At 71.3% G+C, this 15628-nt stretch carries 15 protein-coding genes; 4 read left to right on the plus strand and 11 right to left on the minus strand.

The annotated features are described in order from the left end of the window. From ABD366_RS16445 to ABD366_RS16460, 4 genes are all read left to right on the plus strand, one after another. Nucleotides 1-666, plus strand: coding sequence for a hypothetical protein (locus ABD366_RS16445; RefSeq protein WP_324775815.1), 666 nt, complete (start codon nucleotides 1-3; stop codon nucleotides 664-666). Nucleotides 667-750: 84 nt separating this feature from the next. Then, nucleotides 751-1335, plus strand: a complete 585-nt coding sequence (locus ABD366_RS16450) for a DUF6529 family protein (protein ID WP_324775813.1) — start codon at nucleotides 751-753, stop codon at nucleotides 1333-1335. Continuing rightward, a complete protein-coding gene (locus ABD366_RS16455; protein ID WP_324775811.1) occupies nucleotides 1332-1793 on the plus strand; it encodes a Rieske (2Fe-2S) protein in 462 nt (153 codons plus the stop codon). The genes ABD366_RS16450 and ABD366_RS16455 overlap by 4 nt, the downstream gene beginning before the upstream one ends. A 22-nt stretch (nucleotides 1794-1815) precedes the next feature. Further along, nucleotides 1816-2526, plus strand: a complete 711-nt coding sequence (locus ABD366_RS16460; protein ID WP_324775809.1) for a nucleotidyltransferase domain-containing protein — start codon at nucleotides 1816-1818, stop codon at nucleotides 2524-2526. Here ABD366_RS16460 and ABD366_RS16465 read toward each other — a convergent pair. From ABD366_RS16465 to pyrG, 11 genes are all read right to left on the minus strand, one after another. Then, complete coding sequence (locus ABD366_RS16465) at nucleotides 2523-3557, minus strand: ADP-ribosylglycohydrolase family protein (RefSeq protein WP_324775807.1); 1035 nt, start codon at nucleotides 3555-3557, stop codon at nucleotides 2523-2525. The genes ABD366_RS16460 and ABD366_RS16465 overlap by 4 nt on opposite strands. Further along, nucleotides 3557-4297 carry an NUDIX hydrolase gene (locus ABD366_RS16470; RefSeq protein ID WP_324775805.1) on the minus strand — a complete coding sequence of 247 codons (741 nt, stop codon included), beginning with the start codon at nucleotides 4295-4297 and terminating at the stop codon, nucleotides 3557-3559. Before ABD366_RS16470 ends, ABD366_RS16465 begins: the two co-directional genes overlap by 1 nt. Nucleotides 4298-4382: 85 nt before the next feature. Continuing rightward, on the minus strand, nucleotides 4383-5597 hold the full coding sequence (locus ABD366_RS16475) for a pseudouridine synthase (protein WP_324775803.1): 1215 nt from the start codon (nucleotides 5595-5597) through the stop codon (nucleotides 4383-4385). A gap of 11 nt (nucleotides 5598-5608) precedes the next feature. Continuing rightward, nucleotides 5609-6259 (minus strand): SMC-Scp complex subunit ScpB, encoded by a 651-nt coding sequence (gene scpB, locus ABD366_RS16480; RefSeq protein ID WP_324775801.1) that lies wholly within the window; start codon nucleotides 6257-6259, stop codon nucleotides 5609-5611. Then, the gene (locus ABD366_RS16485) at nucleotides 6256-7197 is read right to left on the minus strand and encodes a segregation and condensation protein A (RefSeq protein ID WP_324775799.1); all 942 of its coding nucleotides are present in this window, start codon (nucleotides 7195-7197) and stop codon (nucleotides 6256-6258) included. Before ABD366_RS16485 ends, scpB begins: the two co-directional genes overlap by 4 nt. Before the next feature lie 27 nt (nucleotides 7198-7224). After that, nucleotides 7225-7746 carry a hypothetical protein gene (locus tag ABD366_RS16490; RefSeq protein WP_411293874.1) on the minus strand — a complete coding sequence of 174 codons (522 nt, stop codon included), beginning with the start codon at nucleotides 7744-7746 and terminating at the stop codon, nucleotides 7225-7227. A gap of 41 nt (nucleotides 7747-7787) precedes the next feature. Continuing rightward, nucleotides 7788-8969 (minus strand): ParA family protein, encoded by a 1182-nt coding sequence (locus ABD366_RS16495; protein ID WP_324775794.1) that lies wholly within the window; start codon nucleotides 8967-8969, stop codon nucleotides 7788-7790. Nucleotides 8970-9299: 330 nt separating this feature from the next. Further along, nucleotides 9300-10415: an alanine dehydrogenase gene (gene ald, locus ABD366_RS16500; protein ID WP_324775792.1), complete on the minus strand. Its 1116-nt coding sequence runs from the start codon at nucleotides 10413-10415 to the stop codon at nucleotides 9300-9302. A gap of 145 nt (nucleotides 10416-10560) precedes the next feature. Next, on the minus strand, nucleotides 10561-12702 hold the full coding sequence (locus tag ABD366_RS16505; protein WP_411293873.1) for a tetratricopeptide repeat protein: 2142 nt from the start codon (nucleotides 12700-12702) through the stop codon (nucleotides 10561-10563). A gap of 371 nt (nucleotides 12703-13073) precedes the next feature. After that, entirely contained in the window at nucleotides 13074-13703 is a 630-nt protein-coding gene (locus ABD366_RS16510) for an NUDIX hydrolase (protein ID WP_324775790.1), read from the minus strand. Nucleotides 13704-13797: 94 nt separating this feature from the next. Continuing rightward, nucleotides 13798-15483, minus strand: coding sequence for a CTP synthase (gene pyrG, locus ABD366_RS16515; RefSeq protein WP_324775788.1), 1686 nt, complete (start codon nucleotides 15481-15483; stop codon nucleotides 13798-13800). Nucleotides 15484-15628 lie beyond the last annotated feature (145 nt).

Consider the following 15628-nt stretch of genomic DNA (forward strand, 5'->3'; position numbering starts at 1 on the left):
ATGAAGCGCTCAGGACCCCTCTACACGCTGTTCGCCGGACTGGCCCTGGCGGTGATCATGCTGGCGCTGAACGCGACGACGGGCGAGAGCGCGTCCTCGTACGCGGGCGCTCCCGGCGCCACGCCGTCCCCCTCGCCGAGCGCCACGACGGCGAGCCCGGGTCCCAGCGCCAGCCCGAGCCCCAGCCCGTCGCGGACGGCACGCGGCAAGACCGGCTACGCGGGCCGCACCGATGACGACACCGCCGCCGTCTCCGTCTCCGTACGCGGTGACAAAGCGGTGGCCTACTACTGCGACGGCCGCACCGAGGAGTCCTGGCTGAAGGGGGACGTCGAGGACGACGGCTCGATGAAGCTGAGCGGACGCGACGGCGCGCAGCTCGAGGGCTCCCTCGCCGGCAGCCGGATCCGCGGCACCGTCGAGATCCGGGACAGGCCGTACGGCTTCACCGCGAAGAAGGCCGTCAAGCCGTCCGGCCTGTACCGCGCCACCACCGAGGTGCGCGGCGCGAAGATCGACGGCGGCTGGATCGTGCTGCCCGACGGCCGCCAGGTCGGCATCGTCCGGCGTGACGACGAGCCGTCCGCCGCGCCCCGGATCGACCCGGAGACCGGCGCCGTCACCGTGGACGGCGAGCCGCTGACCGCTCAGCCGGTCGTTCCCTGACCCCGACCGCCCGACGCCGCGATCCCTGACTCCGCCCCCGACGGCCTCCCGACCTTCGACTTTCGACTTTCGCGAGGGGTAGCCATGACAGTCGATCCGAACGCCGCGACCCAGAGTTTCCCGGGCCCCGAGCCGGACCACCGCCGTCCGCACCCGGCCCGCTATCTGGTGCCGGCTGTCGTCGCGGCCGCGGTGGCCGTGGCGCTCGGCGCTTACGGCAAGGTCCACGACCCGGGCGGCACGGCCTTCAACCTGGCCGGGTTCTCCAGCACCAGCGCGGTGAAGTCCTGGCTGGCGACGGCGGCGTTCGCCTTCGCGCTGGTGCAGGTCGTCTCGGCGTTCATGGTCTACGGGAAGCTGCGCGGCCCGTCGTGGGCGCCCGCCCTGCACCGCTGGTCGGGCCGGATCGCGTTCCTGGTGGCGGTGCCGGTCGCGGTGCACTGCCTCTACGCGCTCGGCTACCAGACGTACTCGGCCCGCGTCATGTGGCACTCGTTCCTGGGCTGCTTCTTCTTCGGCGTCTTCAGCGCCAAGATGCTGCTGCTGCGCGCCGAGCGGCTGCCCGGCCGGCTGCTGCCGGTGGTGGGCGGCCTCGCGTTCGCGGTCCTGACGCTGTTGTGGCTGACGTCGGCGCTGTGGTTCTTCCGGACGGTGGGGGTGACGACATGAAACCGACGGCGACCCGGCGCAGCGTGCTCGTCGCGGGAGCGGCGGCGCTCGCGGCGGGGTGCAGCAAGCACGGCGACGAGGGCGGCGGAGGCGACACCCCGCCGGCGTCGTCCACCACTGCCACCGCCACGAGCAGCGCGCCCGCGAACTCATCTGAACAGCCGCCCGCAGCCAACGAGTTGGCGAAGACATCGGACATCCCGGTGGGCGGCGGCAAGGTCTTCGCCGACAAGAAGGTCGTGGTGACCCAGCCGGCCCGGGGCGACTTCAGGGCGTTCTCGGCGACCTGTACGCATCAGGGCTGCACGGTCGACGACGTGTCGGGCGGCACCATCAACTGCCCCTGCCACGGATCGAAGTACCGGATCGCGGACGCCTCGGTGGCGGGCGGCCCGGCGCCCCGGCCGCTGCCGCCGCGGAAGATCACGGTCACCGGAAAATCGATCTCGCTCGGCTGAGGCGACCCTTTACGCTCCCCGCATGGAACCGGAAGACCCGCTCCCCGCCGCTCTGGTGCGCGACCACACGATCTACGCCTGCGTCATGGGCTCGCGCGCCTTCGGCCTGGCCACGGAGGCGAGCGACACGGACCGCCGCGGGGTGTACCTGGCGCCGACCCCGCTGTACTGGCGGTTCGAGAAACCGCCGGCCCACGTCGAGGGCCCGGGGCGGGAACAGTTCTCCTGGGAGCTGGAGCGCTTCTGCGAACTGGCCCTGCGGGCCGATCCGAACGTGCTGGAGTGCCTGCACTCCCCGCTCGTCGAGCGCATCACACCCGTGGGCCGAGAGCTGCTCGCCCTGCGTGAGGCGTTCCTCTCCCGTCAGGCCCACACCACGTTCGCGCGCTACGCGTCCGGCCAACGCAGGAAGCTGGAGGCCGACGTCCGCACCCACGGCGCCCCGCGCTGGAAGCACGCGATGCACCTGCTGCGCCTGCTGATGTCCTGCCGCGATCTGCTGCGGACCGGGAAGCTGACGATCGACGTGGGCGACCAGCGCGAGCCGCTGCTCGAGGTGAAGCGCGGCGAGGTGCCGTGGCCGGAGATCGACCGCCGGATGACCCGCCTTTCGGCCGAGGCGGACGAGGCCGCTTTGCACACCCCGCTCCCGCCGGAACCGGACCGGGCCCGGGTCGAGGCCTTCCTGACCCGGTCCCGCCGCGCCTCGGCCCTCGCTTCGGCTGCCCTTTAGAGCCTGCTGTCCCACTCCGTCCCGAACGCGGTCAGCTCGTCGCGGTGCTCGACGCGCCGCACCCACTCCTCGGGCCAGGCGTCCGCCCCGAGGTGAGCGCCCGCGAAGGCGCCGGCCAGCGCCGCGATCGAGTCCGAGTCGCCGGACGTACAGGCGGCGCGGCGCAGCGCGAGCACCGGTTCGTCCACGAAGAGCAGGAAGCACAGCAGGGCGGTGGCGAGCGCCTCCTCGGCGATCCAGCCCGCGCCGGTGGCCAGACACGGGTCGGTCTCCGGATTGACGGTACGCACGGCCGCGGCCAGTCGTTCCAGGACGGCCAGGCATTCGTCCCAGCCGCGCGTGATGAAGTGCTCGGGGTACGGGTCCTGCGACCGCCGCCACAGGTCGCCGAGCCAGTCCTCCCGGTAGCGGGTGCGGTTCTCCAGGGCGTACGACCGCAGCTGCCCCACCAGGCCGGTGGGGTCGGCGCCTCCCGCGAGCAGGAACACGGCATGGGCGGTCAGGTCGCTCGCCGCGAGCGCGGTCGGATGCCCGTGGGTGAGCGCGGCCTGCAACTGGGCGGCGCCCGCCCGCTGTTCGCCGCTCAGCCCCGGCACGAGACCGAGCGGGGTGACCCGCATGTTGGCGCCGCACCCCTTGGAGCCGAGCTGGCTGGCGTCCTGCCAGGCCCGGCCCTCGGTGGTGAGCAGGTCGCAGGCGCGCAGGCAGGTGTTGCCGGGTGCGCGGTTGTTCTCGGGCGAGCGGTACCAGTCCACGAACTCCTGACGCAGCGGCGGCTCGAACAGCGCGGCGTCGAGCGTCCCCCGCCCCGTGGCGGCGCTCAGGCCCCGGGCCACGGCGAGCGCCATCTGTGTGTCGTCCGTGATGTACGCGACCGGCCCCGGCAGCTCCATCTCGCGCCAGGGCCCGCACTTGGCCAGGATCGCCGGTACGTCGTTGAACTCGGTCGGGAAGCCGAGCGCGTCCCCCAGCGCGAGCCCGAGCAGCGATCCGGTCGCGGGGCGCTTGGTCATCAGTGTCGTCGGCGTCATCAGCGTGTGCCTTCCGTGGCGTCGGGTGCGGGCTTGAGCAGCGGCGGGAGCAGTGAGGTGGCGCCCCCGGCCCGGTACAGGGCGGCGGGCTTGCCGCGGCCGCCGGTCAGCCGGGACGCGCCCGGGATCTGCTCGACGAAGCCGGGGGTGGCGAGCACCTTGCGCCGGAAGTTCGCCGGATCGAGCTCGGTCCCCCACACGACCTCGTAGACCTGGCGCAGTTCTCCGAGCGTGAACTCGGGCGGGCAGAACGCCGTGGCCAGGCAGGTGTACTCGAGTTTGCCGCCGATCCGCTCGTGGGCGTCGGCGAGGATCACGTCGTGGTCGAAGGCGAGCGGCCCGTACGCGCCGCGGGCACCCGGCTCGTAGGGCAGCCACGCGGCGCGGGCGGCGTCCCCGCCGCCCTGGGCCTGCGGGGCGTTGGGGACGAGCGCCGCGAAGGCGACGGAGACGACCCGCATCCGCGGGTCCCGGTCCGGTTCGCTGTAGGTGCGCAGCTGCTCCAGGTGGAGCCCGGCCACGTCGCTCAGCCCGGTCTCCTCGGCGAGCTCGCGCCGCGCCGCGCTCTCCGCGGACTCGTCGGGCGCGAGGAACCCGCCCGGCAGCGCCCAGCGCCCCGCGTACGGGTCCTGGCCGCGCTCGACGAGCAGGATGTGCAGCTGCCCGGCGCGGAGCGTGAAGACGGCGAGGTCGACGGTGACGGCGAAGGGCTCATAGGCGTGTTTGTCATAGCCGTGCATACGGCAGCCCCCTCCCTTATTGGTCTAAGCGACTTTAAAGGGAGAGGGCTGCCGTGGACAAGACCCGGACCGGTCCTTCAGCTGTCTACAGGTCGACTTCCTGCATCAGCATGCCGACCTCGGTGTTCGACAGGCGCCGCAGCCAGCCGGACTTCTGGTCGCCCAGCGTGATCGGCCCGAAAGCGACCCGGACCAGCTTGTCGACGGGGAACCCGGCCTCGGCGAGCATCCGGCGCACGATGTGCTTGCGCCCCTCGTGCAGGGTGACCTCGACCAGGTAGTTCTTGCCGGTCTGCTCGACGACGCGGAAGTGGTCCGCCTTCGCGTACCCGTCCTCCAGCTGGATGCCGTCCTTGAGCTGCTTGCCCAGGTCACGCGGGATCGGGCCCACGATGTGCGCGAGGTAGACCTTCTTCACGCCGTACTTGGGGTGGGTGAGGCGGTGCGCCAGCTCGCCGTGGTTGGTGAGCAGGATGACACCCTCGGTCTCGGTGTCGAGCCGCCCGACGTGGAACAGCCGCGTCTCACGGTTGTTCGTGTAGTCGCCGAGGCACTGCCGCCCCTCGTTGTCCTCCATGGTGGAGACGACGCCGGCCGGCTTGTTCAGGACGAAGAACTGGTACGACTGCGTGGCCACGGTCAGCCCGTCGACCTTGATCACGTCCTTGTCGGTGTCGACGCGCATGCCCTGCTCGAGCACGATCTCGCCGTTGACCTCGACGCGGGCCTGCTCCACCAGCTCCTCGCAGGCGCGGCGCGAGCCGTAACCGGCGCGGGCCAGGATCTTCTGCAGCCGCTCGCCCTCCTGCTCGGCGCCCGGGAAGGTCTTCGGGAGCTTCACGTCCTTCTTGCCCGCGTACCGCTCGCGGTTGCGCTCCTCGGCCCGCGCCTCGTACTCGCGCGAGGTCGCCGGAACCCAGCGCCCGCGGCTCTGCGCGGCCTGCTGCCCGCGCTTGGGGCCGCCCTTGGCGCCGCCGCGCGCCGAGGCGCCACGGCCCGTCTTGGGGCCGTCCTGCGTGCCACCGGGGCCCACGTCGTAACGCCGCTCCTCGGGACGCGGCTTCTTCGGACGGCCGGCGCCGGCCTGCTTGTCGTCGCGGTCGTTCCCGGCACCGCGGTAGTCACCACGGCCGCCGCCGCTCCCGCCGCTCGCGCCGCGGGGGCCGCCGCCGCTTCCGCCACGGGCGCCACCGCCGCTTCCGCCTCGGGCGCCACCGCTGCTACCGCCGCGGCCGCCGCTGTTGCCACCACGGCTCCCGCCGTTGTTTCCGCTGCTGTTCCTGCCGCTGCTGCTTCGCATCAAATTTCCGTCTAGTCGACTGTGTGCTCGGTGTGCTCGGAACCCGGCGCATCGGGTGCGTCCGGGTCGAACGACGGGACCCCTTCCAGCGTCTCGGCCTCGATCGCGTCCGCCTCGGGGAGGAAGGGCGCGAGCTCCGGCAGCTCGTCCAGGCCGCGCAGGCCCATCCGCTCCAGAAAGTAGTTCGTCGTCCTGTACAGGATCGCACCTGTTTCGGGTTCCGCGCCCGCCTCCTCCACCAGCCCCCTCTGCAACAGGGTCCTCATGACCCCGTCACAGTTGACTCCGCGCACCGCGGAGACCCTTGAGCGGCTCACCGGCTGGCGGTACGCGACGACCGCCAGGGTCTCAAGCGCGGCCTGGGTGAGCCGGGCGACCTGCCCGTCGAGCACGAAGCCCTCGACGGCGTCGGCGTACTCCGGGCGGGTGTAGAACCGCCAGCCACCGGCGACCCGCCGCAGCTCGAAGCCGCGCCCCTGCGCCGTGTACTCGTCGGCCAGCTCCCGCAGCGCGTCGGCGACGGCCCGCCTGGGCCGCTGCAGGATCTTGGCGAGATGCTCCTCGGTGGCGGGCTCGTCGACGACCATCAGCACGGCTTCGAGGGCGGGGCGCAGAGCGAGCCCGGCCACACCGCCCTCGGGGTTTTCGGTCTCCACGCTCACTCCTTCTGCCCACCCTCTTCTGCGGGCACTTCGGGCGCCCGGTCGAACTCGTCGGTCACCACGGGCTGCGCCGCGTCCTCGCCGGTCCAGCGCACGAGGAGGTCCCCGAGCGCGGTCTCCTGGTCAAGGGCGACGACCTTCTCCCGGTACAGCTCGAGCAGCGCCAGGAACCGCGCCACCACGGTCAGCGTGTCCGCGGTGTCGGCCACGAGCTCCCGGAAACTGGCCTCGCCGAGCTCCCGCAGCCTGGCCACCACCAGAGCGGCCTGCTCCTGGACGCTCACCAGCGGGGCATGGATGTGTTCGATGTACACCTGCGGCTTGGGCTTGGGCTGCATCGCCTTCACCGCGAGCCGGGCGAACCCCTCCGGACCGATGCTGATGACGACGTCGGGCAGCAGCTCCGCGTACTGCGGCTCCAGGCCCACGGTGCGCGGGTGGCGCCGCGCCTCGTCGTCGAGCCGACCGCTGAAGATGTCGGCGATCCGTTTGTACGCGCGGTACTGGAGCAGCCGCGCGAACAGCAGGTCACGGGCTTCGAGGAGCGCGAGATCGGCCTCGTCCTCCACCTCGGCCGTGGGCAGCAGCCGGGCGGCCTTCAGATCGAGCAGGGTCGCGGCGACGACGAGGAACTCGGTGGTCTGGTCGAGGTCCCAGTCCGGCCCCATGGCCCGGATATGGGCCATGAACTCGTCGGTCACCTTCGACAGCGCGACCTCGGTGACGTCGAGCTTGTGCTTCGAGATGAGCTGGAGCAGCAGATCGAAGGGGCCCTCGAAGTTGGCGAGCCGCACCTTGAAGCGCCCGTCATCGACCTCGGGCTCCGGCTCGGGGGCCGGCTCCGGTACCGGCTCGGGCTCGGGAGCGGCCGCCCCGCGGCCCAGCGCGCGCCGTCGTGCGCCGCGGCCGGGCGGAAGGGAGGAATCGTTCACGGGCATCACTGCCGGAGGCTACCGCCGAAGCAGCTAACGCCCACGCAGCCGACGTACGAGAATGCTCGCGTCCCCGCGGGACTCCAGATCGGCCAGGACCACGGCGACCGCTTCGCGCACGATGCGGCCGCGGTCGACGGCGAGCCCGTGCTCACCGCGCAGCACCAGGCGCGCGTGCTCGAGGTCCATCAGTTCCTCGGCCGAGACGTACACGGTGATCTTCTCGTCGTGCCGTTCACGGCCGCTGGGGCGCCGGTTGGCGGCGCGGGAGCGGCGCCGGGCGGCCGCGGTCGAGCTGCGCCCGCCGCCGGAACCCTCCGGTCCTCCCGCGGAAGCACGCCGGGCCTGCTTCTCCCCGGCCTCCGCGGCGGCCCGGTTGCGTGAACCGGCCTCCGACTCGGCCTCGGCGGCCGCGTGCTCGGCGGGCGCCGTGTCGGTGGCGCCCTCGTCGGCGGCGGGTGACGCGGCGGCTGCCTCGTCGCTCTCGCCCGCGGGTCCGGGGACCCGCGGCTCACCGTTCGCCGGTCGCCGTGGCGACGACGACTGCAGTGCCATTCCCCCGGTCGTACGGAACAGTTCGTCGGCCCCCGGCAGACTCACTCGGCGTGACACCGGGCGAGCACCTCCCTGGCGAGCTGGCGGTAGGCCGCGGCACCGACGGAGTTCGACGCGTACGTGGTGATCGGCTCACCGGCGACCGTGGTCTCCGGGAAGCGGACCGTGCGCCCGATGACCGTGTGGTACACGTGATCGTCGAAGGCCTCGACCACGCGGGCCAGGACCTCACGGCTGTGCACCGTGCGGGAGTCGTACATGGTGGCGAGGATGCCGTCGAGCTCCAGCTCCGGGTTGAGGCGCTCCTGGACCTTCTCGATGGTCTCGGTCAGCAGTGCCACACCGCGTAGCGCGAAGAACTCGCACTCCAGCGGCACTATGACCTTGTGAGCGGCCGTCAGCGCGTTCACCGTGAGCAGGCCGAGCGAGGGCTGACAGTCGATCACGATGTAGTCGTAGTCGGCCATCAGCGGCTTCAGCGCCCGCTGCAGGGTGGACTCGCGCGCCACCTCGCTGACCAGCTGCACCTCGGCGGCGGACAGGTCGATGTTGCTCGGCAGCAGGTCCATGTTCGGGACGGCGGTCTTCAGGAGCACCTCGTCCGCGGACATCCCCCGCTCCATGAGCAGGTTGTAGACCGTGAGGTCGAGCTCCATCGGGTTCACACCCAGGCCCACCGAGAGGGCGCCCTGCGGGTCGAAGTCGACGAGCAGGACCCGGCGGCCGTACTCGGCGAGCGCGGCACCCAGGTTGATGGTCGACGTGGTCTTGCCCACGCCGCCCTTCTGGTTGCACATCGCGATGATCTTCGCCGGGCCGTGATCGGTCAGCGGTCCTGGAATCGGGAAGTACGGCAGCGGGCGCCCGGTGGGGCCGACGCGCTCACGGCGCTGACGGGCAGCGTCCGGGGCAAGCGTGGCCGCGTACTCGGGATCCGGCTCGTACTCGGCGTCGGGGTCGTAGAAGTGCCCCTCGGGGGACAGTTCGTCGTAGTCGGCGAAGTGGCTGTGTGTGTCGCCGCTTCGGTCGCCGGCCATGGCGTTCACGTGATGGCCATCCATGCTCTGGTGTGCTGTCTGCGTCGGCTTCTGCTGGGGGCTGCTCTTATAGCCGCTCTGGTGGGCCGCGAAGGTACGCACAGCTACGGAGCCGACAGCTTGAAGCCCCGTGGGTCCGTGTCCGGCTGGCTGGCCACCTCCGGGAGTAAATGTCGACTCATTCACAAGTCGTCTTACCTCCTTGGATGTGACCAGGAACATTTATCGATAGGTCAGCGTGGCACCTTGCCGACGGTTGGCGACTCTATGGCGTGTCACCGCTTCGCAGCAACACAATCCGTCGTTCCCGACTCGATGTGTCGGCAAAGGGACACCCTCATGTCAAGGGCGTGCGGCGGTTCTTCGGGGTGTTTCGTGGGTGCGCGAATCGGCTAAAGGGTTACGTATAAGGCGAGTTGAACAAGTCCGTACGCATGCGCTTACGGCCGGACCCCTCGCAAGGTCCGGCCGTAAGCGTGAGATTGACGACTTCTGTTGACGTCGTCACTGGTGAGGTCAGCCGAGCAGCGTCTCCAGGTCTACGTGCTCCAGGCCATGTGCCTCCGCGACCTCCTTGTAAACCACCTTGCCGTCATGCGTGTTGAGGCCCAGGGCCAGCGCGCGGTCGCGGCGCAGGGCCTCGGCCCAGCCGCGGTCGGCCAGTTCGACGATGTACGGGAGCGTGGCGTTGGTCAGCGCGTACGTCGACGTGTTGGGCACGGCGCCGGGCATGTTGGCGACGCAGTAGAAGACCGAGTCGTGGACCGGGAAGGTCGGCTCGGCGTGCGTCGTCGGGTGCGAGTCCTCGAAGCAGCCGCCCTGGTCGATCGCGATGTCGACAAGGACACTTCCCGCCTTCATACGCGAGACGAGCTCGTTGGTGACGAGCTTCGGCGCCTTGGCGCCGGGGATCAGGACGGCGCCGATGACGAGGTCGGCCTCCAGGCACGCCTTCTCCAGCTCGAAGGCGTTGGAGACGACGGTCTGGATCTTCGTACCGAAGATCTTGTCGGCTTCCTTGAGCTTGTTGATGTCCTTGTCGAGCAGGGTCACGTGGAAGCCCATGCCGATGGCGATCTGCGCGGCGTTCCAGCCGGATACGCCGCCGCCGATGACGACGGCCCGGCCGGCCAGGACGCCGGGGACACCGCCGGGCAGCACACCACGGCCACCGTTGGCGGCCATCAGGTGGTAGGCGCCGACCTGCGGGGCGAGCCGGCCCGCGACCTCGGACATCGGGGCGAGCAGCGGCAGCTGGCGGCCGGCGGTCTCGACCGTCTCGTAGGCGATGGCGGTCGTGCCGGACTCCAGAAGGGCGTCGGTGCACTCCTTCGACGCGGCCAGGTGCAGGTAGGTGAAGAGCGTCTGGTCCTTGCGCAGGCGGTGGTACTCCTCCGCGATCGGCTCCTTGACCTTCAGGAGCAGGTCGGCCGTGGCCCATACCTCGTCGGCGGTGGCGAGGATCCGCGCGCCCGCGCCGACGTACTCCGCGTCCGGGATCGAGGAACCCACACCGGCGTTCCGCTCGACGAAGACCTGGTGGCCGTGGCGCACCAGCTCATGCACGCCGGCGGGGGTGATGGCCACCCGGAACTCGTTGTTCTTGACCTCGCGGGGGATGCCGACCTTCATCGTCGATCACGGTCCTTGGCTCAGGGGATATACCGGTCAATGCACTGCATACCAGTGCGCCGAAGGACACACCGGGAGACGCCACGGAAGCACGCGGCGGAGCCAGTCTAATGAAGGTTTTCGAGCTGTCTAGCCTTTCGATACATCATTCTTCCGAGGATGCACTACGGATTTCGCAGGTGTTAGTGGCTTGTTCCGAAGGGTTTACGTCCGGGGCGCCGCCCACGGGGCCGGGGACCGGCTCTCCTCCCAGCATGCGCTCGGCCGCACCCCGGTGCAGCTTGGCCGCGGCGGGGTCGCCGAGCCGCTCGAGCGTGTCCGCGAGCCGCAGCTGGAGCGCCGCCTGGAGCCGTACGTCCCTGGCCTGCCGCGCCCACTCGACCGCCTCCTGGCAGGTGTGCAGCGACTCCTCGGGCCGCCCGGCGTACTCCTGCACCCGGGCCAGCTCGCTCAGCGCCCGTGCCTGCGCGGCGACATCGCCTTCCTTGCGGTACCCGGCGACGGCCGAGCGCCAGCCCCGTAGCGCCTCGCCGTACCGGCCCGCGTACGTGTGGACGGTCGCGATCCGCCCGTGCAGGCGCGCGGCGTCGGACCGCTCGCCCCGGGTGAGCCGCTGGGCGAGGGCCCGGCCGTACCAGTCGGCGGCCCGCTGCCAGTCCCCGAGCTCCTGGTGCGCGCCGCCCACGGATTCCATCGCGCGGCCGGTCGCGTACGGGTCCTGCGCGGCCCGGCCGGCGTCGAGCGCGGCCCGGTAGCGGGCGAGTGCCTCGTGGGTCCGCCCGGTCTCCGCGTCCAGGTCGGCGAGGTTGAGCAGCGCGGCGGCCTTCTCCCTCGGCAGGTTCCTGCGTTCGGCGACGTCGAGGACGAGCCGGTGGATCCCGTACAGCTCCGGCGCGGCTGCCTCGGTCCCCCGGTGCGCCACCAGGGCCCGCACCAGGGCGGACATCAGCCGCCTGGCCAGGGTGTCCAACTCCCCGTCCGCCACGGCCAGCCGGGCCGCGGCGAGCAGCGCGGGCTGCCGGACGCGCAGCCACTCGGCGGCGGCGGCCGGGTCGGGGAAGCGCAGGGCGCTGGGCAGCCCGGCCAGCTTCTTGCGGGCCGGGGTCCCGTCCGGTTCGGTGACCGCGCGACAGGAGGTCAGCAGCCGGACGGTCCGTTCCAGCATGCGGGCACGGGCCAGCTGCAGTTCGGCGGGCCGGTCCAGTGTCTCGGTGAGACCGCGCAGCAGCGGCATCAGGCAGCCGGGCACCTCGTACTGCGGCAGCCGCGAGTCGACGGCGTGGACGAGGCCGAGGGTGACGAAGTCGTCGAGGGTGGTGCGGGCGGCGGACACGGAGCAGCCCGCGAGCGCGGACGCGGTGTGCGGGTCGACATACCCCTCGGGCGCCAGGGAGAGGTAGCGCAGTATCCGCGCGGCGGGCCCGGCCAGGGAGGCGTAGGAGTGCCGGAAGGTCCGGGCGAGGGCGGTCCCGGCGGTTCCGGCGGCGCCGTCATCGTCCTGCGCGTGCAGTTGCCTGGCCAGGTCGGCCACGGACTCCTTGGGGCGCCGGGCGAGCCAGCCGCCGGCGATCTCCAGGGCGGCGGGTTCGGCGCCGCACAGTTCGATGAGGGACTCGGCGGAGCGCGGGTCGCAGGTGATGCGCACGGAACCGGTGTGCCGGGTCAGGAACTCCAGGGCGGACTTGGTGTCGAGCCCGCCGAGCGTGCAGGGCCGGACGTCCGGGATGCCCGTGAGCGGGCCCTCGGCGACGGCCACGACCAGGCAGTCCGGGGTGTTGGGGAGCAGCGGGTCGACGTGTTCGGCGGTGCCCGCGTCGTCCAGCAGCAGGACGACCCGGCGCACGGACAGGCCCTCGCGCAGGCGCTCCGTCAGATCGTCGGCCGACTCTCCCGCGGGCGCGGGCAGTCCCAGCGCGTTCAGCAGGTCGCGGGCGACACGTTCGGTCGGCACAGGGGTGCCGTCGGGGGCGGTGAGCCGGGTGCGCAGCGCTCCGTCCGGGTACCGGTCGGCGACCTGGAGAAGGAGCTCCTCGGCGAGGGCGGTGCGGCCGGTGCCGGGGCGGCCGGCGATCAGCAGGACGCGGGCGCGAGGTGCCTTGCGGCCGGACAGGGTGTCGAGGCCGGCCCGCTCGATGTCGGACCTGAGCTCCTTCAATTCCCTTCTGCGCCCCAGGAACTGACGGTCCGCCACGCTGTGGTCCCGGCGGGTGCGACGTCCTGCGCGGGACGGCTCGGAAGCCGGCCCGGCCGCCGTGTCGTCGTCCGATTCGACCGCCTGATCCGTCACGGGTCACGCTCCGTCTCGCCCATCCCCTCCGGGGGTCGGCAGGGGCGATTCCGAGCCTAGTTCAGGGTGTGCGGGTGCCCTTGGCGGGCGGCACGCCGTTGTCCCCTGATCGGATCAGCGGATGGTCGTACCGGGGGTGGCATCTGCCCTGTTCTGTTTCGTCGCGGGGTGCGGGCCGGTGGGGGCTGGTCGCGCAGTTCCCCGCGCCCCTGAACGGCGCACTGCGTGCGCCGCCCCTGAACGGCGCACTGCGTGCGCGCGCTCATGGAGCTGCGGCGGAGCCGCATGCTCCAGGGGCGCGGGGAACTGTGCGACCAGCCACGACGCACCCGCAGCCGCACCCGACGAAAAAACCTCCGCGCTGAGGCGGATCAGACCTCGAACGGCCGGGCAGGCCACGGCGCCTCGGCGGGACGCAACCCCTCGACCCCGTCACCCGCCAGCGCCGCGCTCAGCGAAAGCACCCCCACCACCAGGCAGTTGTTGTGCAGGTCACCCCCGAGCACCCCCGCAACCAGGTCCGCCAGAGGCACCCGCGCCAGCTCCATGTCCGCTTCCTCGTCCTCCACCGCGAAGCGGTCGCCCTGCGCCTCGGAGAGGTCGCGGGCGAGGAAGATGCGGACGGCCTCGGAGCAGCCGCCGGGCGTCGTGTAGACATCGGTGAGGACCCGCCAGTCCTCGGCCTTGACGTGCGCCTCCTCGTACAGCTCGCGCTGCGCGGCGTGCAGCGGGTTCTCGCCGGGGATGTCGAGCAGGCCGGCCGGGATCTCCCAGAGCTTCATGCTCACGGGGTGGCGGTACTGCTTCAGGACCAGGACCCGCCCCTCGCCGTCGAGGGCGAGGACGGCGACGGAGCCGGGGTGGACCTGGTAGTCGCGGCGGGCCACCGACCCGTCGGGCATGACGACGTCGTCCGTGCGCACCGAGGTCTTGTTCCCCACGAAGGGGGTCTCGGTGGCCCGGACCTCCCACTGCTCGGCGGTGTCCTTGATCGTCGTCATGTCGACACGTCCTCCCACGCACACAAAAGAAACCGGGGCACGTGCCGCATAAGGCACGCACCCCGGTAACCGTACATCGCTGGTACGACAGGCCTTACTTGGCCTTCTTCGCCCCCGCGGGAGCCGCGGAGCCCGCGGCCACCTTGCGCTCCACGGCCGCCTTCACCAGACCGGCGAAGAGCGGGTGCGGACGCGTCGGGCGCGAGCGCAGCTCCGGGTGGGCCTGGGTGGCGACCAGGTAAGGATGGACCTCGCGCGGGTACTCGACGTACTCGACGAGCTTGCCGTCCGGGGAGAGGCCGGAGAACTGCAGACCGGCCTTCTTCTCCAGCTCGCCGCGGTAGGCGTTGTTCACCTCGTAGCGGTGACGGTGGCGCTCCTCGACGTACTCCTTGCCGTCGTACACCTCACGGGCGATGGAGCCCTCGGCGAGCTTGGCCGGGTACATGCCCAGGCGCATCGTTCCGCCCATGTCGCCCTCACCGGCGACGATGTCGAGCTGCTCGGCCATGGTGGAGATGACCGGGTGGCCGGTGGCGGCGTCGAACTCGGTGGAGTTGGCGTCGGGGATGTCGGCCAGGTTCCGCGCGGCCTCGATCACGATGCACTGCAGGCCGAGGCAGAGGCCGAGCAGCGGGATCTTGTTCTCGCGGGCGAACTGGATCGCGCCGACCTTGCCGGAGACACCGCGGTCGCCGAAGCCGCCGGGGATGCAGATCGCGTCGACGTCCTCGAGCTGCTTCGCGGCCCCGGCCGGGGTCTTGCAGTCGTCCGAGGCGACCCACTTGATCTTGACGCGGGCCTTGTTGGCGAAGCCGCCGGCGCGCAGCGCCTCGGTCACCGAGAGGTAGGCGTCGGGCAGGTCGATGTACTTGCCGACCAGGGCCATGACGATCTCGTGGTCGGGGTTGTGGACGCGGTCCAGCAGGTCGTCCCAGGTCGTCCAGTCCACGTCGCGGAACGGCAGGTCCAGCTTGCGGACGACGTAGGCGTCGAGGCCCTCGGTGTGCACGACCTTGGGGATGTCGTAGATCGAGCGGGCGTCGGGGCAGGCCACGACGGCGTCCTCGTCCACGTCGCACATCAGGCTGATCTTGCGCTTGATGGCGGTCGGCACCTCGCGGTCGCAGCGCAGCACGATGGCGTCCGGCTGGATACCGATGTTGCGCAGGGCGGCCACCGAGTGCTGGGTGGGCTTGGTCTTCAGCTCGCCGGAGGGGCCGATGTAGGGCAGCAGCGAGATGTGGACCACGAACACGTTGTCCCGGCCGACCTCGTGGCGGACCTGGCGGACGGTCTCCAGGAACGGCAGCGACTCGATGTCGCCGACCGTGCCGCCGACCTCGGTGATCACGACGTCCACCTCGTCCGTCGCCATGCGGCGGATGCGGTGCTTGATCTCGTTCGTGATGTGCGGGATGACCTGGACGGTGTCGCCCAGGTACTCGCCGCGCCGCTCCTTGGCGATGACCTGCGAGTAGACCTGGCCGGTCGTGACGTTGGCCGAACCGTCGAGGTCGACGTCGAGGAAGCGCTCGTAGTGGCCGATGTCCAGGTCCGTCTCGGCGCCGTCGTTCGTGACGAAGACCTCGCCGTGCTGGAAGGGGTTCATCGTGCCGGGGTCGACGTTCAGGTACGGGTCGAGCTTCTGCATGACGACCCGGAGGCCCCGTGCCTTGAGCAGCATCCCGAGGCTGGAGGCGGTGAGGCCCTTGCCGAGGGAGGAAGCGACACCCCCGGTGACGAAGATGTGCTTGGTCGTCGTGGATTTGGGCGTCATGGCCAAGAGGGGGCTCCCGTGGTCGCGGTCTGGAGGGTGCGTACCGGCGTGCTCTCCGGACTTGCCGAGACTTGTCTGGGGAGGCGCCGTCGCTGCGGTTCGGGGGTTCTAGGACCACCGGCTCACGGGCTACCAGGGTATCAGC

It is taken from the genome of Streptomyces kunmingensis (assembly GCF_039533535.1).
Classification (GTDB): Bacteria; Actinomycetota; Actinomycetes; order Streptomycetales; family Streptomycetaceae; genus Streptomyces; species Streptomyces kunmingensis.